Source organism: Streptococcus sp. 714, assembly GCF_013277115.1.
GTDB lineage: Bacteria > Bacillota > Bacilli > Lactobacillales > Streptococcaceae > Streptococcus.
Genome location: NZ_VMMH01000010.1, coordinates 151,996 through 176,232 on the forward strand (window position 1 = coordinate 151,996; position 24,237 = coordinate 176,232).

The 24,237-nt window shown below is 35.5% G+C and carries 23 protein-coding genes; 7 read left to right on the plus strand and 16 right to left on the minus strand.

Going from position 1 to position 24,237, the window contains the following annotated elements; translation table 11 throughout:
* Positions 1–19: 19 nt before the first annotated feature.
* The 7 genes from HT718_RS05010 (at position 20) to HT718_RS05040 (ending at position 5,307) form a co-directional block, all read left to right on the plus strand.
* A complete protein-coding gene (locus HT718_RS05010; protein WP_173267672.1) occupies positions 20–1,144 on the plus strand; it encodes a LeuA family protein in 1,125 nt (374 codons plus the stop codon).
* Positions 1,145–1,146: 2 nt separating this feature from the next.
* Positions 1,147–1,797, plus strand: coding sequence for an L-threonylcarbamoyladenylate synthase (locus HT718_RS05015; RefSeq protein ID WP_078352169.1), 651 nt, complete (start codon positions 1,147–1,149; stop codon positions 1,795–1,797).
* Positions 1,787–2,890 carry an MFS transporter gene (locus HT718_RS05020; RefSeq protein ID WP_078352168.1) on the plus strand — a complete coding sequence of 368 codons (1,104 nt, stop codon included), beginning with the start codon at positions 1,787–1,789 and terminating at the stop codon, positions 2,888–2,890. Before HT718_RS05015 ends, HT718_RS05020 begins: the two co-directional genes overlap by 11 nt.
* Complete coding sequence (locus HT718_RS05025; protein ID WP_033680331.1) at positions 2,880–3,386, plus strand: YbhB/YbcL family Raf kinase inhibitor-like protein; 507 nt, start codon at positions 2,880–2,882, stop codon at positions 3,384–3,386. The genes HT718_RS05020 and HT718_RS05025 overlap by 11 nt, the downstream gene beginning before the upstream one ends.
* Positions 3,387–4,213: 827 nt before the next feature.
* Positions 4,214–4,477 (plus strand): hypothetical protein, encoded by a 264-nt coding sequence (locus HT718_RS05030; RefSeq protein ID WP_191994655.1) that lies wholly within the window; start codon positions 4,214–4,216, stop codon positions 4,475–4,477.
* A gap of 55 nt (positions 4,478–4,532) precedes the next feature.
* Entirely contained in the window at positions 4,533–4,697 is a 165-nt protein-coding gene (locus HT718_RS05035; protein WP_000201399.1) for a hypothetical protein, read from the plus strand.
* Position 4,698: 1 nt separating this feature from the next.
* Positions 4,699–5,307, plus strand: a complete 609-nt coding sequence (locus HT718_RS05040; RefSeq protein ID WP_173267674.1) for a hypothetical protein — start codon at positions 4,699–4,701, stop codon at positions 5,305–5,307.
* Between the two features lie 34 nt (positions 5,308–5,341).
* Here the strand turns inward: HT718_RS05040 and HT718_RS05045 are convergent, their stop codons facing one another.
* From HT718_RS05045 to HT718_RS05120, 16 genes are all read right to left on the minus strand, one after another.
* Entirely contained in the window at positions 5,342–8,155 is a 2,814-nt protein-coding gene (locus HT718_RS05045; RefSeq protein WP_173267675.1) for a phage tail tip lysozyme, read from the minus strand.
* Between the two features lie 11 nt (positions 8,156–8,166).
* Positions 8,167–10,524 (minus strand): DUF87 domain-containing protein, encoded by a 2,358-nt coding sequence (locus tag HT718_RS05050; protein ID WP_173267676.1) that lies wholly within the window; start codon positions 10,522–10,524, stop codon positions 8,167–8,169.
* Positions 10,475–10,834 carry a PrgI family protein gene (locus HT718_RS05055; RefSeq protein WP_001097589.1) on the minus strand — a complete coding sequence of 120 codons (360 nt, stop codon included), beginning with the start codon at positions 10,832–10,834 and terminating at the stop codon, positions 10,475–10,477. The genes HT718_RS05050 and HT718_RS05055 overlap by 50 nt, the downstream gene beginning before the upstream one ends.
* Before the next feature lie 53 nt (positions 10,835–10,887).
* Complete coding sequence (locus HT718_RS05060; RefSeq protein WP_001054257.1) at positions 10,888–11,742, minus strand: conjugal transfer protein TrbL; 855 nt, start codon at positions 11,740–11,742, stop codon at positions 10,888–10,890.
* Between the two features lie 16 nt (positions 11,743–11,758).
* On the minus strand, positions 11,759–12,001 hold the full coding sequence (locus HT718_RS05065; RefSeq protein WP_000627865.1) for a hypothetical protein: 243 nt from the start codon (positions 11,999–12,001) through the stop codon (positions 11,759–11,761).
* A gap of 20 nt (positions 12,002–12,021) precedes the next feature.
* Positions 12,022–13,899 (minus strand): type IV secretory system conjugative DNA transfer family protein, encoded by a 1,878-nt coding sequence (locus tag HT718_RS05070; RefSeq protein ID WP_173267686.1) that lies wholly within the window; start codon positions 13,897–13,899, stop codon positions 12,022–12,024.
* Positions 13,899–14,387, minus strand: a complete 489-nt coding sequence (locus tag HT718_RS05075; RefSeq protein ID WP_173267677.1) for a hypothetical protein — start codon at positions 14,385–14,387, stop codon at positions 13,899–13,901. The genes HT718_RS05070 and HT718_RS05075 overlap by 1 nt, the downstream gene beginning before the upstream one ends.
* The gene (locus tag HT718_RS05080) at positions 14,377–14,676 is read right to left on the minus strand and encodes a hypothetical protein (RefSeq protein WP_125450889.1); all 300 of its coding nucleotides are present in this window, start codon (positions 14,674–14,676) and stop codon (positions 14,377–14,379) included. Before HT718_RS05080 ends, HT718_RS05075 begins: the two co-directional genes overlap by 11 nt.
* A gap of 333 nt (positions 14,677–15,009) precedes the next feature.
* On the minus strand, positions 15,010–15,597 hold the full coding sequence (locus HT718_RS05085) for a CPBP family intramembrane glutamic endopeptidase (protein WP_001252698.1): 588 nt from the start codon (positions 15,595–15,597) through the stop codon (positions 15,010–15,012).
* A 2-nt stretch (positions 15,598–15,599) separates the two neighbouring features.
* Positions 15,600–15,833 (minus strand): hypothetical protein, encoded by a 234-nt coding sequence (locus HT718_RS05090; protein ID WP_000840776.1) that lies wholly within the window; start codon positions 15,831–15,833, stop codon positions 15,600–15,602.
* 12 nt (positions 15,834–15,845) lie between these two features.
* A complete protein-coding gene (locus HT718_RS05095; RefSeq protein WP_173267678.1) occupies positions 15,846–16,226 on the minus strand; it encodes a hypothetical protein in 381 nt (126 codons plus the stop codon).
* Positions 16,219–16,668: a hypothetical protein gene (locus HT718_RS05100; protein ID WP_000645878.1), complete on the minus strand. Its 450-nt coding sequence runs from the start codon at positions 16,666–16,668 to the stop codon at positions 16,219–16,221. Before HT718_RS05100 ends, HT718_RS05095 begins: the two co-directional genes overlap by 8 nt.
* Positions 16,652–18,010, minus strand: a complete 1,359-nt coding sequence (gene dcm, locus HT718_RS05105) for a DNA (cytosine-5-)-methyltransferase (protein WP_173267679.1) — start codon at positions 18,008–18,010, stop codon at positions 16,652–16,654. The genes HT718_RS05100 and dcm overlap by 17 nt, the downstream gene beginning before the upstream one ends.
* 99 nt (positions 18,011–18,109) lie before the next feature.
* Positions 18,110–18,889: a replication initiator protein A gene (locus HT718_RS05110; RefSeq protein WP_173267680.1), complete on the minus strand. Its 780-nt coding sequence runs from the start codon at positions 18,887–18,889 to the stop codon at positions 18,110–18,112.
* Complete coding sequence (locus tag HT718_RS05115) at positions 18,886–19,059, minus strand: hypothetical protein (protein ID WP_080982957.1); 174 nt, start codon at positions 19,057–19,059, stop codon at positions 18,886–18,888. Before HT718_RS05115 ends, HT718_RS05110 begins: the two co-directional genes overlap by 4 nt.
* A gap of 472 nt (positions 19,060–19,531) precedes the next feature.
* On the minus strand, positions 19,532–24,237 hold a 4,706-nt coding region (locus HT718_RS05120), incomplete at its 5' end, for a ZmpA/ZmpB/ZmpC family metallo-endopeptidase (RefSeq protein WP_173267682.1).

Below are 24,237 nucleotides of genomic sequence, written 5' to 3' on the forward strand. Positions count from 1 at the left end.
ATAAAATAAGGAGTGAGGTATGATATACATTCAAGATAATACAATTAGAGATGGTATGCAGCAAACGTCGATTAAGAAAGATGTTGCAACTAAGAAAAAGGTTATTACTGAGATTAGTAAATCCAAAATTCATTCGGTTGAGATTGGTATGTGTGATACTATTCAAGATTTGAATATTTTAAAAGGCTATATGCGTATATTAAGAAAAGATCAATCTGGGGTAGTTTTAACTCGCTTGATTGAGAGTAGTATTGACTTAGCATTCCAGCTGTATAGTATGTTTCCTAATACGGTTATTAAACTACTGGTACCTGTTTCTAAGATGCATATAACCGAAAAATTAAAAACTAGAGAGGATATCTATCTAAAACGCTTAGAGAGAATTTTGGATTATTCTAAAGAAAAATCACTGCATGTAGATATGGTCTTAGAAGATTCAACACGTGCTAATAGAGAATTTTTATTCCAAGTATTAGATATTGTTTCAAACTATGAAGTAGGATTTGTAACTTTAGCAGATACTGTTGGATGTTCTACGCCAGATGAATATGGAAAAATGTTTAGTGATATTCATAGTAGATTTCCAACTCTAAAGTTATCAGCGCATTGTCATAATGATTTAGGATTAGCAACAGCTAATACAGTAGCTGCGATTATGAATCATGCAAGTCAGATTGAGACAACCTTTTTAGGAATTGGGGAACGTGCTGGTAATACATCTTTAGATGAGGTGATTGCTATTTTACAAAAGAAGAAGTTTGATGAAATTGACTTTGATTTGCAGACTGTATATCAACTGTCTATAAAGATAAGTGATATTTTAGAGTATGATGTAGCACCCACTAAACCTATAATAGGGAAGAATGTCTTTGTACACGAATCAGGAATTCATCAAGATGGAACTATGAAAAATATTGAAATGTACCAGTATTTATTGCCGAATGAATTAGGAATTCCTAATTCCACTAATTATACAATTAGTGGAATATCTAGTAAAAAGGTTTTATATAGATATTTTGAATCGTTAGTAGGAGGTGATGTCAATATTGATGAACTAATAGGTTTTTATAGAAAATTGAGTAAAATTACTGATAAGCTTAGTCCAGAAGATTGTTTAGAATTGTTTAAATTAGAAAGAGGTTAATAGTGAAAATTTTAGAATTAAATCAGGAGAATTTAGAAATTCTCAAATCTAAATTAAACGCTGGATATCCCATCATAGTTCCAACAGATACTAACTATAATTTGTGTTGTCTTCCAGATAATAGGATGGCTATTAACCGAATTTTTGAATATAAAATTCGGCCTAAAAATAAGCCTCTCTCTATTTTCATGTCCAATCCTAATGATTGGGAAAAATATGGTAAGACTTCACAAACAAATTTAATGAAATTATTGGTCGATGAGTTTTGGCCAGGGGCACTAAATATAGTGGTAGAAAATATTAGTCCATTTCATTATGCAATAAATGATAGTTCCACAATTTCCTTGGGATGTGTTCAAAATGAAGTTTTTAGAGAATTTGTAGAATATTTAGGAGGAGTAGTTGCAATTACCTCAGCTAATATCTCTGGAACAGCTGATGACCTACTTATCACAGAGGAGGTTGCTGATGAACATATGGGAGATAAAGTTGATTATTTGTTAAAATCAAATGTAGAATCATTGGCTACTAAATCAAGTACTATAATAAAAGTTAATGATATTGGAACTGTCACTATTTTGAGGGAGGGAGATATTAGCAAAAAAGAAATCCAAAATGTATTACAAAAGGAGGGATATGTAATTGAAAAATAAGTTGGGAATAATATTCTATCGGATTTTATCAAGAGCATATTTCTATTTACCCTTTTTATTAATAATTTTATATTCAAAAGGATACTCAATTATAGGTATAGAATTATTGATGTCTTGTTATGGAATAGGAACGTTTGTAAGTTCTACTTTTATTAAAAGGTACATTAGCAATATTCCATCAAAGAGATTATTAATTCTGAGTGAAGTTGTCAAATTAATTGGATTAGGGTTATTAAGTTTATCTGATAGTACAATTTTAATTGTTATTGCTCAACTATGCTTAGGAGCAAGCTATTCTATTGGAGCTGGTGAGGATACTAATCTTATCCAGTACTTCTTAGATTCTGAAGCAACTGATTTTCAAAATAGAACAAATGGCTATATGTTCATCTCATTATTATTTTCTGGAATTATTGGGGGGACTCTTTATAAACTGAATCCTAGTTATCCGATTTATGCCACGATTATTGCCACGATTATTAATACAATATTACTTTCTTTATTAGTACCTTTAGATTATAAGAAAGAGCAGCGTGAATTTAGAAATACTACTAAATATCAGTTGACGAATTTTGAAAAATATTGGGTTGGTCATTATGTTTTCCTAAGAGGAATCATCCTAGGACTATTTACAGGATTTTTACCATTTTATTTTTTTACAGACCTGCATATTTCAACTCAATATTTTGTCTTAATATTGGCTTCATACACTTTGATGGGAAATATCTCCTCGAAATTTTTTGTTAATAAGAATAGATACTTTTCTTCTGTACTATTGTTCCCATCTTTGCTATTATTTCTTACCAACAATATTATTTGTATTTGTTTAGGTATGGTTTTATTGGGGCTATCGTCTGGAATTACTAGACCTCAGACTATTAAAATGTTAAAAGAGAGTAATAGCAAATTGTCTATTGTTATGAAAATTGCAGAAGTGTATTATGCTTGTTTTAATATCATATTTCTTATGTTAGGAGGTCTCTTATATTTAAATTTTAATTTTGAAGGGGTAATATGTATGTCGCTAATCGCTTTAGCTATTTATTGTATATTTAGCTTTATAATTCTTAAAGGAGAAAAAAATGAAAATTAAAACAACATTTAATAATATTTTACCAAAGGAGTTTGGAAAGGAAGCAAAAAGGGAAGATATAATGCAAGGAAATCCGGTTCGTTCTTTTGCGTTTGAAGTTGATAATTTACCCAAAGGTACTGAATATATCGCTTTTACTCTTATTGATTATGATGCCATTCCTGTTTGCTCTTTTCCTTGGATTCATTGGAGCGTTGCTGATTTAAAAGTTAATGGTGATAGTATTCAGATTGAAGAAAATATGAGCCGAATTGGTCAATTAATTCAAGGTAAAAATAGTTTTTCTAGTCAATTTTTAGATGGTGATTTTTCTGAAATTGATACAATGTTTGTTGGACCGACTCCACCTGATCGAGACCATAACTATACTTTAAAAGTGTTTGCATTATCAGAGAAAACAGGACTAAAAAATGGCTTTTGGGTTAATGAATTACTAAATAAAGTAAAGGATTTAACTTTGGGTACGGTTGAGTTAGACCTTATTGGAAAATGTTAAAGTCATGATTGGTAAACCTAAATAAATTAAACGTTTAGGTCTTGTTATTATCTTGTAAAACCAGTAAAGTAGCTAATTCTACTATTTTTAGGGGAGTTAGTCACAAAGAAAATCAAACAGTTAGACTGACTGTTTGAGTATGAAAAAAGCAGATAAAAAATCCCTTGAGTAAATAACTTGAGGGATTTTAAAGGTTGGGATAGGGTATTGAAAAGCTCGTACAAAGTATAATAAAAATCCCCACCAAATTTTGAAAATCTATTGAAATGTATTGAAGTTTATTAGCAGAATACATAAGTGGAAAGCTTAATTTTAATACATTTAGAAGATTATTGAAAAATAAATATCACACTTTCATTCTTATTAAAATCCTTATAACTGTATTTTGAATGATTTTCCCCAACCAAGCATCCCTCTCTCTTATAAAATATATACATTCAGTTGTATGAAATGTAATATTGTTCTTATCAGACTTGAAACTTTTACCAATCCAACTATTTATCTTATACATTTAATTTAAACCTATAGTATCCTATTTTCTTAATATTCTACAGTGTAACACTGCATTTATATTATAACGCTAGTATGTTCAGAAAAGAAATACTTTGTAAGCCAATATCTGTTATAACGGAAATTGTTAGAGATGTCTATCATAACAGAAATTGAGATAATGTCCATAACTTCCCTGAAGATAAATTATGTAGTCACAAACTATTTCATATCCAATCTAGTGTAGGTTGTTTGGAGCATATCATCAACAAAAAAGAGAACGAGCTAAAACTGCGTTCACCTTAAAATGGTAATACATTACTATCAAAGTAAAAAAGATGACTTACAGAACCTGTAAGCCACCTAGTCAGTCGGTTTATTCTGGTGTCTGCCACCGCTTGGCCCTTACGTCCAAGATTGCTATCGGATTTTGTTCTGGTGTCCGCCACCGCTTGGCCCTTATGTCCAAGATTACTATCAGATTGACCGTGAGCCAACCACTCATCTACACCATTATTCTAACGAATATGAGCTACAAATGCAAGAGAAAAACTTATTTTGGATTTATACACTATAGAAAACATACACTATCTTCAGATTGAACTTTTGTTCAAAATAAGCTATAATGAATTTAAGTAGAAACAGGAGGTCGAACAAATGGCTACAATCAGTTTAACACGTGATATAAAACTAACAAACGAAGATGCTCTAAAAATTCTTAATCATAAACCATCTAAAAAGCTACAAGCAGTCTTGAAATCTATTGAATCACAGGACGCTACCGCTCCAACGAAAAATAAACTCATTTCAAAGTATCTGTAAGATGACAATTCAAGTAACACCACTTAAGCAATATCTTGAAAATATTCAAGTGCTAGCTCCTGATAAAACTGAGAAACAAGTTCAGGAGCTATTTAAAACTATCATTTTAGAAAATGTTGATTTCAACGGTAATGAAGAGATGTTGACTTATCTATCTGATAAAGCTCCAAATTTTGAAAAACAACATCGTTCTCGTAATTTTATCGTTGAAGAAACTGAAACAAATAACATCATAGGATTCTTTAGTTTATCTCTCAAAGTTGTTGATATTTCTGATTTAGAGAAATCCTTAAAAAAGAAACTCGTCCTAAAAGGAAAAAGTCCAAAAAATATTGATTATCTCCCTGTGTTACTTATCGGTCAATTCGGCAAAAACACAAAGCTAAATAAACTATTAGGACAAGAGTTATTTGAAATTGTAATTCAAAAAATTGAAGAATTTCGAGCAATTGTAGGAACTCAGATGGTATTTTTAGATAGTATCAATCATCCTAAAGTCATTCAATTTTATGAACAGTTCGGATTTGTTGCTTACAGTCAATTGATTAAAGATGATCATCAAGTAACTTATCAGCCTATGGCATTAAATATGTCACTCTATAAAAAATAAGAATCATGTCACCTAAACTGATGACATGATTCTTTTATTTCACCGTATAAGCAAAACTAATGGCACTATCTGCTTGAGAGATTTTTCTAAAGGTATAGTTAGGGTTGCCACCATAGTTGGTTTCAGACACGAGGAAAGAACCATCATCATAGACCTTCTCTACAAAAGCCACATGACCATAGTCTGCTGGTGTGCCATGTGTACCTCCCGCAAAAGAAACAATAGCACCTGCTCTTGGTGTAGAGCCTGTTTCCCCACCAAGACTTGACGCTGTCGCAACCCAGTCCTGACCATTTCCCATGGTATTAATGATCGAAATCTTTTCTCCATTTCTACCTTTTAATTTTAAGCCTAACTGATTCATACGAGCCGCAACACCCCATGTACATTGTCCATAGGCATAGGCCATACCATCTCCACCACCAGGAACAGAATGATCATACAAGTCCCCACGAACCCCTTCAAGGGATTGTGGGTCACTTTTTGCCTGTCCTCCATTTGTTTGGCTGAAGCCTTTTTCAATTTGGTAATACCATTCCGTTGCTCTGGTTTGTCTTTCCAGTAGTTTGTCACCAGAATTTCCCTCCCAATAGGTGAGGAAGAGTTGGGCGAGATTGGCTGCACTGCCCGTATTTTTAAAGAAATCTTTTAACCAACTTTGATAGTAAGGACTATCCCCATGAAGCATAAAATCAAGTTGGAGGTCTAAATCATACCACTTCTTATTTTTGCTATGTGCATAATTCAATAAGGCTGTATGACGTGTTGAACCATCTGCGGTATCTGTCCATTGCCCTAAACCTAGACCTCTATGAAGAATATTAGGATAAGCACCACTATAAATGGCTGGACCTCCAATCGCTAACCAGCTTTCATCATCCCATGAGGAATCGGTAGCGCCAACTGGAGGAGATAAATAATCTCCTTCAGCTCGTTTTGGATTAATAGAAGACTCTACAGACCAATTTCCTAAAATAGCCGCAATGGCTTGGGGACTTGCGCCTTGAGATTTCAAAAAATCATAAATATGTTTTGCTCGTTCAAACTCATCCCCACCAAACTGACCAATGGCAGGTAAGATAGTTGTCTGAAGTTGAATGACTTTGGGAAAATAAAATTGCGGATTGACATACACCAATTTTTCTTTCTTGTTCTTATACTTTTGATAGGAAACTTTCAAACCTGTATCATCTGGTGTTTCACCAATAATATCACCCGTTAGGACTCTTGTACCCTCAATCGCACGGCCATTATGAATAGAATACAAGGTCAATCGACTCTCATTCTCTCCTTTTCCGTTAGTGAGAATTATATTGTTACCATCTAGTGATACGACCCCATCCATTGGTGCGACAATCGTTTGGTGAGCCTTCGCTTCTAGTAGAATGTACTCCTGAAGAGTAGGTTTCCCGTCTAAATCATAGTATCCGTAACGATAAGTCATGGTTAGACTATCTTCGTTGCTTTGTCCCTCAAACGGATTGTCTAATTCCTGCATGGAAGCATAGACACCTTCTTCTTTTAGTTCCTTCATTTCCTCTTGATCGTCTTTAGATAGTTTATACTTAGGAGTTTCATAAAGGTCTTGCATGGATTTCAAATCTTCCCCATCGTTTAAATCATGCCACAAAGTAGACAGATAATCCTTGTAAGTTTCTGAACTAAATAAGTGAACTGGTTTGTGTAACTCATAGTCATGGAATTTAAAGTTCATATATCCCATCACATCATCAACTTTTGTGTAATAGGTAATTCCTTTGTCATTTGTACGAGTATGTTCTGCGTCTTCCCAAGTTAGGTGGGTATAAGCTTTTGTTAATTCAAATTCATCTTGTTGAATCAAACTAGCAGATGAAAATCCTAAAAAGAAGCTCATCATAAGTAAGAGAAGAAAGACTAATCCTCCAACTATCCATGTTACAGGATTTCCAGCCGCAAATGTAAAGAAGGAAAAGGCTGCTTTTAGTTTTTGATAGATATTTCGGGCACTTGTAAGACCTTGTTTCTTTAATTTTCGAAACCGATTTTTAAAGGAACTTGGATTCTCTTTCGCTAGTTTCCATCCTTTTCCATCCTTAAAATGATGGTATCGCTCTTTTGTGTTGGTCAGTCTTTTCTTGGTAAAACGACCTGTTGCTTGTCCTGTTTTGACACTAGCTTTCCCCAGATTATAAGAAAGCCGACTATAGCGTTTTCCTTTTCTAATGGTCTCTTGAAGCGTGCGATAGCCTTCTAAATCTTCATTTTCTGAAGCTAACTCCCCACCTTCACGTCCAAGGACATAAAGAAAATTTTTGACTTTCCTACTGACTTTTTTGGACTTATAGGCTTGTTTAGTAGATTTTAGATTCTCTTTTGCAGCCTTGACTTCTTTCTTAGCTTTTAATTCTTCTAAACTCTTCCCTTGAAAGAAAAAATTAGATTTTTGTTTCGATTCCTGACCGTAGAGAAATTTTTGATTGGTTTTTCTTTCTTTACGATTCTCTTTTCTTTCTTCTTTTGTTTCTACCTTGGCTTCTCTAAATTGCTTCTTGGCTATTTTCAATCGTTTCCTAGCATGAGGTAATCGTCTGTCTCTTAATTCTTTGCGATTCAAAAGAGAGGAAGGACTATTTTGAAGAATATGATTGTAGTCTTCATTTGCTTGTTTTACTCTAGCCTTTGAAGCATCTCTCATCTCCTCTAGCTTTTCTTTTATCTCTTTTTTCCATGCTTTTTCATCCAGTACAGCGGAATCTTTTTTCTGTTTCCTCACCTCCTTCTTTCCTTGTTTCAAGAATTTTTTCTCATCTTTTAGACTTCTTCTAAATGCCTTTCGGGCACGTATGATTTCTCTTTTATCCTTCATTTACCTTCCCCTTAGTTAGAAGCCATTTTATCAGGATCCGTACTCATGATATCAAACAATTGAGTACCTTGAGGAATCTTATTTTTAAAGGGTACGACAACTGAACCAGCTTTTATCAGTCCTGCCCCTTTTTCTGGATTGACTAGGTATTTTTCGAGTTCTTTTGACAAGCCTAAGAGTTGAACCAGTTCTTCTCGGTCATTTTTTGCTTGCTTAAGGAGAATCATAAATTCACTATTTGCAATAATCCGTCTACCGTTTGGATCTAACAATAAAGTTTCGACATTTTGAGTTATTCCAGTCGGACTGGCTCCATATTTTCTGACACGACTCCACAATTTAAAGAAGAAATCACTGGCATATTTATCTAATAAGAGAAGTTGCATTTCATCAAAATAAATCCAGGTCTTCTTCCCCAATTTTTGGTTCCGAACGACACGATTCCATATCTGATCAAAAACAACCATAAGGGCGATTTGTTTCAGCTCATCTCCTAACTTCTTAACGTTATAAATCAAGAAATTAGATCCTGTCTGAATATTGGTCTTATGAGAAAAAATATCAAGAGAACCTTCGACATACAGTTCCATATCAAGTGCCAAATTCTGCGCTTCTTCTTCTGGTTGTTGACTCAAGACAAAGACCCATTCTTCCAAAGAAGGCTCTTTAAATGACTGATAGGTGAGTCTCGTAACTCGGTCGATAATCGATTTTTCTCTTCCATCCATTTTTCTATCCAATAACTTGCCGATAAAGGATAAAAGAAATTCTGATTTTACCTTTACAGGATCTTCATCCATATTTTCCTCAGACAAGTCAAGGACATTGAGATAGGTTTGGGAATCGGGCGCAATATCAATCATTTCTCCACCAAAAGCCCGTCCAATAACACTGTACTCTGCTTCTGGATCCACGATGATAATTTCAGTATTTTCACTAGATTCCTTGATTTTGGTCGTGATAATCTCATGCTTGGTTGCCATCCCTTTCCCAGCTCCAGATGTCCCTAAAATCAGACCAGACGGTGTATTTAATAGGCTACGATCAATTGTAATAATATTACTTGAGATTTGATTGATACCGTAATATTTCCCACTACGGTCTTGTAAATCTACTGAAGTCCATGGAGAGTTCACTGCTACATTAGATGTTAATAAACTCCGTGATACTCCCTCTAAAAAATCACAACCAAATGGCAACAAACTATTAAAGGCTGCTTCTTGCATATAGGGAAGTTTATCAATTATTAGGTCATTTGAGCCGGCCACTTGTTGGATCGTGTCTAGGGCTTGTTTGAGTTCTTCTTCATCCTGACCAAAAACACCAATCAAAAAGACTGTTTGAAATAGTTTATCTCCTGTCTCTGTCATGGTTTTTAAGAGTTCCTCAGCTTCATCGATATTGCTTTCTAATACATGACCTACTTTTTCCAAATAGATACCTGTACGAGCTAGTTTTTGTTGTTCCCCAATCTTTTGTGATTCCATCAAGGTCTTCTTTGTTCGTAGTTTCTTCATGGCATCTGCCTTGGTTGAACTTTGTGCATGGAGGCTCACAATCAATTCCAAATCTCCTTGCATGAGGTCTCGGATAAACTGATCCCCTAATTCCATGCCGTAGTCTCTTACATAGACAATCTGTAATAAGCGGTCATTGATTTGTAGGTAATTCTTGTTTTTAAAATCCAAGAGATTAGGTGCTATGAAGTGACGAGTTGTCTGACCAGATCTGGTTAAATCACGGTAAGAAAAAGGAAGATGGTGTTCTCCTCTAAGCATATCGGCCAACAAGTTGACACGGTCTTCTCCAGCCAAGGATTCAAATCGAGCATCAATTTCTGAGAAACCACTCTTGAAATATTCTCCTATTTGGGACAAGGAACGATAGGCTTGTTTGGGATTAGAATCCTTTCTACCAAAGCTAATCAGTTTAACAGCCGAAAAGTTATTTTCGCCACTGTCTAAATTCTGATTCATCATCCGATTCAATTCTTTACGATAGGTATCATACCCATCTTCTTTTTCCTCATACAAAACACTTTGTCTGAATTTTTCTAAATTCAATCTTTTATTAAAGATAGTCAATTGGAAGTTGGTTTGGTCGTCTAAGGAGTTAATCAAATCAGAATACTTCTCAATGATTGCCCCCTTATCTTCTAAACCAACGGTCTGGTAATTGACATCTCCAAGTAAATAGCTTTGTGAGAAATAATCTTCTTTTACCTGCATCAGACCATTTTGATACAGGGCTTGATAGGAAAGAGTATTAGCCGTAGAGGGTAACACTTCCTCTTTTTTCCCTTTAACTACTTCCTTTTTATTAGTCATTGAAGTTTTTTGTTTCTTTAATGTATTTGATTTTCTTTTCATGTTCAGGTCCTTTCTTTCCTGTAATTGTGCGTAGGGGAACCGTTAATTCAAAATGAAGACGGTATTTCAAATAATGTTCAAAATATAAATCATTGGGTTTATAGACTCCAAAAAGCATGAGGGGAATGGTAAAGGCAAACACAAAACCGTAAACAAACCAATCTCCAAATTGCCAGAAAAAGAGATTCAAGCCCAAAACAATAATTGTGACAATAAAGGCTGGTAAAACAAAAATGATTTGTCTTGTGGTGAAACCTAACCAAGCCCTGTGTTGGTATTTTGAGATGTCTTTAAAGACACGTGTATTCATGACTTTCCTTTCTAAAAAGGCTAAGAAGCAATCACTTCCTAGCCTTTATCTAATTACATACCTAAGATTGAGCGAGCCGTACGTTGAGAACCAACGAGGGCAATAATCAGTAAGATAGCTTGTACCAAACTACCAAACATAATCGCAAGAGATTGCAAGACTCCTGCACCATTTGAAACAGCTATTTTCCCAGCAGATTCAAACAAAGGAACAAGAGAAACAATCAGAAAAATAAGAACCCCTTGTACCGCATAGACCATAATATTTTTTAAATAGCCAATACCAATAGACTTCCACTCATCACTTAAAAATGTTGGAATCGTAAGAGGGGCAAATGGAATCATAAGGTAGAGTTGAATAAATCGAATAGATACCAAAAGATTAACCATGGCTGCACTTACTATCCGAACTAGCCAAATGAGGAGGGCGAAAAATCCCACAATCATCCGGCCAATAAATCCTGAACCTTTTAATCCAGAGATGGTATCATACTTTGCCCCACCGTGAGCCACAATCGAGGCCACTTGTTCAATGGCGTGACTCGCAATCCCGATGATGGCTTCTACAATCACGGTAGTGTTGGTAATTACCACTGCGACCATAATATAACTAATCAACATCGGCGCTAATGCTTCAAAGGTCATCGCTCCTCCTGAGTTAGCAATTTTCTTTGCCATCTTCGAAAATTCTAAGATAAGAACAACTGATAAAATCGCAACTCCAAGAGGCTGCATGACACTTTTAGTAATACTAGACATATAGGTCCAAACGGTTGGATTATAGCTAGATAGAGATTTAATCAGATCTACCGTAGATTGTAAATCTACATTAAATCCTTCAAATAAATTTTCAGCTGATATTTTTTCAGATGCAAGGTAAACAAAGGGTGAGACTAAACTAAGATTCATATCATTGTTTATCCTCCTAAATTGAAATTTGAGTTACAAAGGCTCCAGCAGCCCCTACCATAACACCACCGACTATTTCCAGAATGGCATTCCGAACACCTGGTCCACCATCTTTAATGTTGGTTGCAAGATTGACAATCCCTACAACAACGAGAAAGGCACCAACCGCAATCAATCCCTTCTGTAACAAAGACATAGCTTGTGCAAACATAGCACTTGCGTCTACTCCATAAACAAAACCTTTAAAATGCGTAATCATCTATTTCCTCTTTTCTATTTTTATTTTAAACTAGATTCAAAAGTTAAATCACGAATTCTAAGGCCTTCAAGATGATTTTCTTGTCTTTGATTCAAAGGATTGATTTGATAGTTCCACCACCGTTCATCGGTTTCTTGATTGGCTAGGTACTTCCAGTTTGGATGCTTGGTTGAATTGTATTTTTTGCTTTTAAAGACAGGAATATTGGCAATTCGAACCAGGCATTCATGCCGTTTCATATTTCCGACTTCATCAGGTGTCATTAAATCACGAGCAATCTTTTGATGAGAAAGGGATCCTGAACCTGTCTGGCCAAAGGAACGACTAGTATTTCGAACATCAATGGTTTGTTTACCGAGTAAGCCACTCATAAATTTAAAGGTATCTTCATCATTACCGCCTAAGTAGACTAAGCTATCACAGTTCCCAAGAATGGTTTTCCAAGCTTCTTTTTCTTTATAGAGCCCTTGAAGTTGGGCAATATTTTGAAGAATGGGAACGAGACTCATATTCCGAGAACGGACTGTTGAGGTTTGTTCAGCAAAATCTGGAATTTCTCCGATATTTGCGAACTCATCTAAGTAGACTCTCACATGAAGAGGCAATTGACCCTTAAAATCAATATCTGCTTGTCTTGTTAGGGTTTGAAATACGGTTGAAAAAAAGAGGGCTGAAAGAAAGCGAAAGGTACTATCGTTATCTGGGATAACTAAGTAAACCATTGATTTTTCCTTGCCCCATGTCTTCATATCAAGGGTATCTCTTTTGGTCAAATCCATGACACTTTGAATATTGAAGAGGGCAAATTTAGCAGTGGTTACAGCTATAACAGAATCCAGAGTCTTATCCTTATAATTTTGGAAATCTGCCCAATTTCGCATGGTAAAATTTTCAGTTCCATACTTTTTAGCATAATTTTCAAATAGAATTTCTAAGACACTTTTTTCTTGGTTTTCACCCTTGGATAAGTGTTTAATGAGTTTTGAGATTTCAGCAAAACTTGGATAACGCCCTCGTTTTTTTCGCTCTTCCACTTCTTTTTTTTGACGTTTCAACAAGTTTTGATATTCCTTTTGACTTAAACGACTTTCTTCTATGAGCTGTTCTCTTGTTTTAGGTGGATTATAGAAATCGACCAAGTAAGAGGCTAAAGCTCGTACCAAAGTCATAGAAGCTTCATCCCAAAATGGATCACTACGGGAGCCAGAGCCTTTGGTGTTATTAAAATAAACCGTCAGCATGCGATTCAAATCATTTTCTGTCTCTATATAGCGAAAAGGATTGAAGCCATCTGAGTTCTTCATATTGACTAAATCTAACACCTTTACTTGGTAGCCATGTTCTAAAAAGAGTTTGCCTGTTTTCTCGGCCAAGTGATCTTTAGGATCCACGACAATATTTGAACTATTCATCTGAATCAGATTGGGTTTCACAAAGCGAAATGTCTTCCCACTTCCTGAACCTCCGATCACCGCTATATTCTTATTCCTATCATATTGGGGTGGTTTTTTATCTAATAATGTCAAACGAACATCTTGGGCTAAGATCGTATCATGAGAAAATTCCTTACCGTAAAAAAACTTCTTTTCTTTTAGAGTTCCAAAACGGGCGCTCCCGTATTCTACCCCTTCTCGGTATTGTTTTTTACCAGTCTCTAGATAGAGATAAACCAGTAACATCATCACAAAACCTAGTAGAAAAAAAGCACTTGATTTTCCAGTAAAAGAAACATTCCATGGAGACTGAAGAACTTCATCTTGACCTTCCATTAGAAGATGAGTCCATTTATCTAAGGTATTTCCTGTATAGGAATCATACAAAAGCGTCAAACGATGAAAAAGATAGCCTAGGAAGATACCTAACAGTGAGAATAGTAGGAATTTCTTTCCACTGTACATCATCTCACCATCTCTTTCTGTTTGACGGCCCCTTCTTGTCTAAAGGTAATTTGGGATTTAGCCTCATCAATTGCATCGTCTAATGACTGATCCATGGTAAAATCAGCTAATTTCTCCGGATCATTAACCATTTTTTCTAACAGATGGTCTAAATGATTGTCTAGAATCGAACGGTCTTTCGTGTAGAAATGCAGAGAATCCCCTTGCCAAGCGATGGCTAAAGGAATCTCTTCTTTTTCTAAAAAAGCTTTAAATTTCTCTATATCAATTGGTTTGTCTAAAAAATCTTTTTTCAGATTAATCGTATCAATCGAATAAGGAGATTGTAGCAATTCTTCTAATTTCTGCACCCCTATCTTATAGGCGGAATCCTGTGCTAAAGCATGACGTCTTGACCATTCTAGAATCTTTAAAAGACTTTTTACAGTAAATAAAAGACTACGCTCAGCATATTGAACGGCCATTCGTTCCTGTTGTTCAGAGGACATCTGAGGCCTCCTTCTTCACAAATAGCAGCTTTCCTTCTTTATAACGATAAGCTATCAATTTCTGACGTTGCTTAATCGACTTGACAACCTGCAGTAGATCTCTCGAATAAGGTTCTCGAAGAGTAATTTCTACTGCTTTCCCATCAACGATACCAACACGTTGAAATTCAATGTAGTCTTTTTTAAGATGTCCTAAGCCCATACCAAAGGGAAAGTGATGAATCAATTGGATGGTACATCCACCTTTATTTCCCATTTGTTTCAAATCATACAAGTTTACTACCTTCATGATTAACTCCTTTATCTAGTTTGTCGCATCGTTTAAGTCTGGTAACGATAAACTCCGTGTCTGTTAGAAAATTCTCACACACGTCTTGTGCCAGTTGCCCTTCACAGGGTAATACTCTCAGTCCCTACTTACACAGGCACGCTAATCAAGACGGAGTGGATTCAATTTTCAAAGAACAGGTAGCTTTATTATAGATAAGAGTAGTTGAAATTTTTATCACATTTTTTATTTTTCTGTAGAGCTAAATTCATACTAAACAAAGATTTTGAAATAAAAGACTAACATTGTTACATAACGTTAGCATTTCATTTCCCTAAAATAAGCTAATTTTGTCTAAAAAAGCAGCAAACTATAAACTAGTAGGTTCCACACCAAATGTAGACCCATACTTCCCCAAAAGTCAGATTGATAGCGCACCATCCCTAAAAACATCCCAAGTGAAACATATAAACACCAAGCTAGAATGGTTCCTGGATGATGTACTAAGGCAAATAAAACACTTGTCAAAGCAACTCGAATATCTAATTTTCTGACCAAGTTCCATAAAATTTCTCTATACAGAAATTCTTCAACCATACTCGCATTGATTAAGAACAATAAAAATGAAAACCAAGGAACTTGATGTTGAAGGCCAATTAAGTTTGCTTGATTCGTGCTTCCTTGAGCATGAATCAGACTAAAACATAGACTTATAATCAGTAGGCTAACGAATCCAATACCAAGCCATTTCATCCTAGTTTTCATATTGACCTTGACCACTTGTTTTCGTTGACCATACATCCATAAAAAAGAAATGAGAGACGCACCATAGAGAACCTGTAGTATAGTTAACTCACCGATACAAAGCAATTTCAGTAAGTATAGGGATACCAATAGGACATTTACTTGTTGGAATATATAAACTGGAATTATTCTTCTCATAGTTACCTCCGAAATAAATCTTCATAATCTAAATCTAATACCTGCACAATCCTTTCTACCCATGGACTTTGAGGCATTCGTTGTTCCATCTTGTAGTGACGAATCTTTTGATACAAACGATTCAATTCACTTGGATAGTGAAATTCTCCCGCAAACATTTTCCTGGTTAACTCAATCCAGCTGATATTTCTTTCAGCCAAAATAATGGACAAATTCTCCCAAAATCGTTCAGCCATATTGCTTCTCCTTTAACTAGATAAATAATGTGTTTGTTCCATGTAAATCAATTGTTTCGTATCTCTTGGCAATAGAGCTCTAGCCTCTTCCAAATTCAAATTTGGATAAACTCGCTTATTTGAAACCGCAAGAGGAAGTCTGATGGTTAGTTCAGGATTTTTTAATATCATTTCGATGAAATCTGTTAATTTTAGGTTATCTCGATTCTTAAATCGTAATAAATTGGGAGATAAAAACTCAAAACAATCTGAAGAATAGCTCATCATCTCAATTAATTTGTCCTTTGTCATTTCAGAAATCGAATGACAAGATACCTCTATTCCGTAGTTTTGAAAGAAATCTAAAAGAAGTTGATTTCTATGGTTATTTTTACTTAGATAGAGATCAATCATGGGAGACCTCCCAAAGATTCGGTTCCATTTGATATTCTGAGACGATTAAGGAATCTAATAACTTTGAGAAGTTAATCGATTTCTTGTCTTCATCATAAGCTTTTACAGTTACTTGGGTTGTAAGTATTCCCTCTTTTCCCTCGGCTCGATAGCCTTGTCCATATAAAACAAAAACAAGATTTTGATTATCATCTACAAAGGCATCAACTCCGTTCTTTATATCCTGACTTTCAAGGAATTCCATAATGTTTTGAAGATAGGATTCATAAAATAGTGGGTAATTATGTTTTTTATGGTAATCATCTAAAAATGTCACCTCAAACTCACATGGATAATTGGGTATCAAAAATATTTGTTCATCCAGCTGTTTGATTTCTGCAGCATGTAATTCTGTTTCTAATTCATCACAATCTAGTATTGACTCTTTATTTAAAGCTTTCATCTTTTTCCTCTATTTCTTTTAATTTCTTTGCGATTGCAGCAATCACAGGAACGGTTACACTATTACCAGCTTGTTTATAGAGCTGACTATTACTAGAGACTTTTCTAGCAGCTTCAAAAGCCCAATCAGGAAAGCCTTGTAGGCGAAAACACTCTTTAGGAGTGATTCGTCGTATTCTCAAACGGTAAAATTGTCCATCTATTAAAACACCAGCTACATGGTAAACTTGCTTATCTTCTCCTTCATAGCTAGCCACTACTACTCCCATTTGACCACTAGTTGTTAAAGTATTCGCTATACCTTTTCCAACTCTACCACGCCGATACTGTGAACTTGGTCTTTCCAAATTGATTGAATCTCCAATCTCTGCTTGAGCATATCCTTTTTTAGTTGCCTCCCGGACTTTTAGAAATTGGATTGGTTCTGGAATCAGTATTTTGGGAATTTTATCGCCTCCTTGCATCGTAGTCAGTGTTGGAGATAAGCCCTCGCTTCCATATACGCGACCTGTCTCCTTAAAGCTAGTCGGTAAATCTCCAACAACGACAATACCATGACGATCCTGAGTATTTAAAGTAAACATCGACTCTTGGTTTTCCTTAAAGCGTCTCCCATTTTGTCTCTTGTCTAATCTGTCTGGTGTCATACAAGGAATCGCAACCTTGAATCCTTCACCTTTTCCACGAACTAAGGTTGGCGCTAGCCCTTCTGAATAATAGACTTTACCGCTCATTCCACTTTTTGATGGATTCAAATTCCCTAGTGTTTTTAAAGTCTCAGAGTTAGTTGTTTGACCTTCTCGTCTGAAAGGAAATAAGAGTCTGGTACCTTTCTTTCTAGAATGTCCGATAATAAACACCCTCTCTCTGTTTTGGGGAACGCCAAAATCCTTACTGTTAAGCACCTGCCACTCAACATCAAACCCCAACTCATCAAGTGTGGTAAGGATTGTGGTGAACGTCCGTCCCTTATCGTGATTGAGTAAGCCTTTAACATTTTCAAGAAAAAGAAAACGTGGTTGGATTTGTTTGGCCGCCCGAGCAATTTCAAAGAACAAAGTTCCTCTAGTATCTTCAAATCCCAATCGTCTTCCTGCGATTGAAAATGCTTGACAAGGGAATCCCCCACAGATGATATCGACTTTCCCTCTAAGTTTTTTAAATTCGTCATCTGAAACATCTCGTATGTCATGAAATTCTATTTCTCCTTCCGTTTGAAAAATGGATTTATAAGATTCTCTAGCAAATTTATCAATCTCACAAAATCCAATACACTCGTGTCCAACAGTTTCCATTCCAAGTCGAAATCCACCGATACCTGAAAATAAATCAATAAATCTCATTTCTTTATCACTCCTTTCTGATCGACTATCAATGTCCAAAGTGTCACACCACTTGAAATTAAAATGAGCATAACTAATATCCACTCGATTGTCGACATTTTAACCACCTCCTTTTCTAACACGGTTATTCCAAACGGAATATAGGCCATTAAACACAAATTCAGCAAGTACTTCCGCACGTCTCACAAAGCGAACATTGTCAAGAGCATACTGATAGATTCTCTCGAAATCAGTCATAGCAATTTCACTGGCTGTTTCAGAAAAACCTTCTCGTCTAAATTGTTCTTGTACCAATCCCCAAATATAATCTCGATCATATTTTGTGACCTTTTCTACTTTTCTTCTCAAGATAGGTTGAGTATTCCTCTCCTCCTCATCCCCAATAAATAAAGAATCAGTCTCACTATATTTAGTCTCACTAACTTCAGTCTCACTAGGGGCTGAATGTGAGACTGGGCCCGTTTCATTTTCAACCTGCCCTAGTCTTTTTTTAACACTAGGCCTGTTTGAATTACTTACTGGGGTAGAATATAATTCCCCTAAATAAATCTTATTAGCTAGTCTTCCTTTCTCACTTGAAGACTGTTGGACTTCATCAATTAAGTCATATTCTTTAAGAGTCTTTTTCATGGACAGTAATTTTGACTTTGAACAACCTAACAGCCTCATCAGATTAGAATTAGAAAATACTAAATAAACCGCGCCTTCTTCATCTATCCAACCACGACTGAGAGATAATTCTAAACGATCTTTTAAAATAGAATAAGCCACCTTTACTTCTAGTTTCATATCCATATATTTCTCATCCTCAAAAAGAATTTTAGGTAATTTATAATACCGTTCTGAAGTTTGGTATTGATTTGCGGTAATTCGTTTCATAGAGCACCTCCAAGTTCTTTGAGTATTAAATCTCCACTTGATTCCAATCGAACTAAGCCACTTTTTTCTAATTCAGCCATAAGAGTGATGGCCTCAACAATATCAATTCCCATTTCACGTACTAAAAATGAAATGACAATATAGCGTGATGATTGTAATTCTTTTGTCATTTTCCCTCCTGAAAATAAAAAAAAACGGAAAGATTGTGAAATTCCTTTCCGTAACATAACAAATATTTGAACACCAAACTCAACACCAAAAAAATATTTTTATTGATGATTATTGCTCAATTAAGCACTTATAACAATGTGAAAAATTAAAATCTAAACTAACAAAAACCCTTGGAATTCAAGGGTTTTAAGCATTTATTCTACTTCACAATGTTTTATTATTTTAAATCTTCTAGACCAACCATTGAATAGTAGCCATTGAGTTTTTTTCCTTTCGTATCAAGGGTTTAGAGCCCCTATTTTATTTTACTATCGCTTGAACATAAAATGAATGATGTTCAAACAATTTTTGTTTTATAATACAGAAATCTACTTTATATTATATCATGACTTCTATAGCCCTTCAACCTCCCTGAATAGAAAAAAGCCATCAAATGATGACTTTTCATAGGGATCAAAAAACTTGTCCCCTTTATATTTTAAACAACGGATTTAAGAAACCGTCTGTGTTTTGTAACAACTTCTTGTAAACTTTCCACTTGAGACCTTCGGTATGCTTGAAACCACCTTCTTTCAAGTCTTTCTCAACAGCAGTGTTAAATAAGTCTTGGAGTTGAGCATAAGTTGAAATTTTAGAACCGTCTACTTCAATCTCAACAAAGCCTTTCTGTGCTTTCGCATACACTTCATGATACCAATGTTTCTTCCACTCTTCGAGGTTTTGGAATTGATTATTAGAAACTTTCTTGATAATGAAATCATCACCTAAAAGCCCTTTATTTTCTCTGTTGGCATCACCTTTTAACTTGTTAGAAACATAAGGGATAAAGCCATTTTCATAACCATAGTAACCCCACATACGGAAAGTATTGTGTTTAAAGGAAATAGAACCTACGGTGCTTCGACTCGTATTCCCGCCAAAGATACCTGCCATCATATTGACAGTTTGATAAGCACTATCAAAACCTTCCGTACGGAAGCGACCGTTATTTGGCATACCATGAAGAGTTACAAAGTTATTATCTACCAACTTGTCAATGCTATCAATTGGTAATTTCTTCTCTTCTTCCGTCAAGTCACGCAATTTGTCCCACTGGTGTGGTTCTCCAATTAAACGATTTCTATCCGCATTGGTGCGCCACTCTTTATCCATCTTCTTGAACCACTTAGAGTTATCAGATAACTTTTGATTAATAACAGCAGTAGCTTCTAAGTAATCCAACATCATCATAGACTCATTGTAGTTTTTCATATAACTATCAATCTTGTCTCGACTGTCTAACTTAGCTGGGTCATAGTTATAAAGTTGCTCTCCATCATTTTTACGCTCATAAGCCATATTGATACCGAGCGCACCATATTCACTATTTGGAGTAGACTTATCAGGAGTTTGTAACATACCTTGAGCGAAGGCTTCTAAATCAGTACCTTCACGGTGTCTATGACCTCCGTAGTAAACCATTCTATCGTTAACGTGAGTCGTTTCATGGGTAAAGGCTGAAATACCAAAGTCGTCTAACATTTTCGTAACCATGAAATACACTTGATCGTCTTTATACGGGTCGCCATAAATCTTAGCCATCGCCCCCATAGCGCCATTTACTTGATGCCAACGATCAGTCGGGCCGAATAGCTCACGAATAGGAGATACCACTGCACCACCTCGTCCATAACCTTGACGATTTGCATCGGGAATGCCGTCATACCACTGACTGTCCCACACAGGAGTCGGTACCATATTTTGACTCTTAAGGAGTTTATCACGTACACTCGGAAGAGCTAAACGAGACCAAAAGTCTAGGTATCTTTGTTGTGCTTTTGCTACTAAATTAATCTTAGGTTTTAAAGACTCTCTCGCTTCCTCTGTATTTTTACCATATCTCTCAAATGAACTATAAGCTAAAGTGTTATAGGTAGAAATCATAAATATATGAGCTTTCTTCAAATTGAGCAATGGTAAAATCATACGACCGTGAATATCATTATTTAAACCATCAAATACACGGTGACGCTTATCTTTAAAGACTTCTGTGCTTGTTTCAGGTTCTACTACATAAACGTTTTTCGCAGAATGAATAAACCAGTCATTCAAATCTTTATCTTCTGTAAATAAACGCATGTTATAGTCTAAGAAGCTACGTAAATCACCTTTACCAGTTGCACCAGCAATCACTTCTTTGTAAGCATCTTGTGTACGGTCACCTTTTAAGAAATGCTCTCTTGACCCAATTTGAATCAAACGATCTAATACACTTGGTGTCTTACCATAAAAGTCAGGTTTAAACATCATAATATCTTTGATACTCAAATCACCATATTTGATATCATAGTAACGATTAAGATAAGTCAGTCCCATCATAATTTTAGCTTTGTTATCTTCAACTTTCTTAAGTAAAGCACGCTCAACTACTTCCCCACCGTTTAACTGATGATCTTCATTTTCTAAAATCTGACTAACAAGTTTTTCTAAGTTTCCTTTTACTTCTTCAAAGCTTTCTTCGAAATACAAGCCTTTAATATACTCAGTTTTCTTATCTGGTGTGTTCTTCCAAGGTTTATCACGCTGATCCATCAAGCTACGAACTTCATCTGAAAGTAAGGTAACACTAGCTAACTTCTCTTTAATACCGCTTGCTAACTGGTTACGATTCTTCATAACCATATTTGGAGTATAGACAATGTTTTGACCTGCCACATCATACTCTTTTACTTGAGCTACTTTAGAGTCCGTTTTAGCAATTACAGCTAACTCTTCTTTTGTACCATCAGCATAGTGAACCATAATCTTATCAATATCCGATAAATCAGTTACAAACTGCCCTGATTTCATACCCGTTACAGACAGAACGGTTTTCTTAACAAGATTGGACTCATCTGTTAATTTATTCCCTTGGTTTACAATCCACTCTTTGTTATAAAATGGTTGCAATTTTTCCAAGTTTCGATAAGCTACTTCTCTTGTCTCTTTATAGTCCTGAATAGCTTTATAATCAGAATCTCTATCGATGATACGATTTAACTTGTTTACGACAGGATCTTGAATAGTAAAGGTGTTGGCTGTGATATTCATCTTAGCGATTTTAGCATCTGCTTCTTCTTGAGAGATACCAGTAATACGATTTGAATGTTTGTAGGAAGATAAACCACTTGCAACACCATTTACATAATTTACACGTTTGATATTATCTAATCCAAAATATTGGTCATTATCATTCAAGGCTGGTGAACCATAGACAATTTCACCATTATTTACTTTAAGCATTGTTACGACATCTTCAATGACACCCCAGTTAAAGTTGTTATGAATTACACCTCCACTTTCGCCATGCTGAATCAAATTCATAGTACCTTTTATTACAGCATTTCGGAGAAATCCTTTTTTACCTACTGTCATCGAGTCAATACCATGATCTAGTTTACCAATTAAACCACCATATTTAGATTTATTGGCACTAATCTTAGCATCAACGTAAGCTTTATCAACGTTACTTATCCAACTTTCGCTGACAAGTCCACCAGACCACCAGCCTTTATCTCCAAGACTGTTAATCTTGCCAATAAAAGCTACATTGCGCATATTAGCTTCGTCTAACTTATTGACAGCACCGGTTACATCGTTATTTCCTGTTACTGAACCTACTACTTTGATATTCTCAAGTGTAGACTTCTTAAACATATTACCAATAGGTGCAACTTTATCAGCCCAAGGCATGTTTATATTTACATTACCTAAGTTAAAGTTTTTGAGTGTAGCACCTTCAGCCTCATTAAACAAAGGTCTTTCTAAGTTATGAATCGTGTACTGATGATTCTCTACACTTGATAAAGTACCTCTAAACTTAGCCATAACATAAGCTTTACCTGCTGGCTTAACGTTAACTGCATTCAAATCTGCACCAAGTTTAAACTCACCAGTAGGATTTGCTTGCATGTCTTTTGCTAAATCATGGAAGTTGTAATAAACCTTATCCTCGGTAGCCCTCGGTTTTTCAAGATAATAAGTGTAAGTGTCTCTTAACTTACCGTCTTTATCACGTTGAACTAAGTCAGGTGCTTTTGCCGTTATCTTGTAAAGCTGCTTACCTTCCTCAATGACCTCTTCAATCTTATCAATTGCTAAACGAGTCACTTTGTTTTCTCTGGAGGTTACTTTTAAGTAATAGTTGTTAACATTACTTGGAAGAGAGGTTAAATGATTACTATCGCTTTCGACACCGCTTTCGTTTACTTGTACGAGACTGGTATTTGCAATATCTTTCAACTCAACTTTCTTTAAATCTAAGCGTAAAGGTTTATCTTCCAAAGTCGATACTTCTGCACCCTTACCTACATCATAAGTCATAGTGGTTGAAATCGTATAATCTTTGTAATAGTCTAAGTTCTCTAATACTTGAGATAAGTTATCGGTTTTTAAATCAAGCGTTTTTACAATTTTTCCACCTTCTTTGATAGTCGCTACAATGCGTGTAATTGTAGCATTGTCTTGATTTTCTAGATTGTAGTTAATTGTAGCAGACTTAGCTAAAACATCCTTAGATACAGTGGTCAGAGTCAAAACAGGAGCCGTTTTTTCTTTGGGCTTTTCTTTGGTACCTTTTACAAGAATTTCAGGCTTCATTTCTTTCAAAATAGTTACTGTTTCAACTGGGTAACTGATTTTTTTGCCATGTAACTCTTCATAGCTAGTAACAATTTGACGTTCGCCATCCTCACCAACTTGTTTAATAGAATCATCACCTATAAATTTGCTAGAATCAGATTCTTCTGTGATAGTTTTAGGAATAGTCTCTGTACGAATATCAGTATGTAAAGCAGGAAGCTCTTCTCTCTCTGGAGCAACGTCAGGAACTGTAGCTAGTGGATCGGTATACTCTGAGATTTCAATAACCGGCGGATCAATTAAGTTTCCTGTTTCATCTACTCCTGTTGTACCTACAGATTCCGTGTATTCTGACTTCTCGGACTTGGGTGCTTCTTCTGGAACTGTGCCTACCGGTTCAGTGTATGCTGGTTTTTCATGAACTTCTGGTTCCCCTTTGTCAGTCACAACTGCTTCGGGTAAGGCTGGCTGAACTTCTGGTTCCCCTTTGTCAGTCACAACTGCTTCTGGTAAGGCTGGTTGAACCTCAGGTTCCCCTTTGTCAGTCACAACTGCTTCGGGTAAGGTCGGTTGAACTT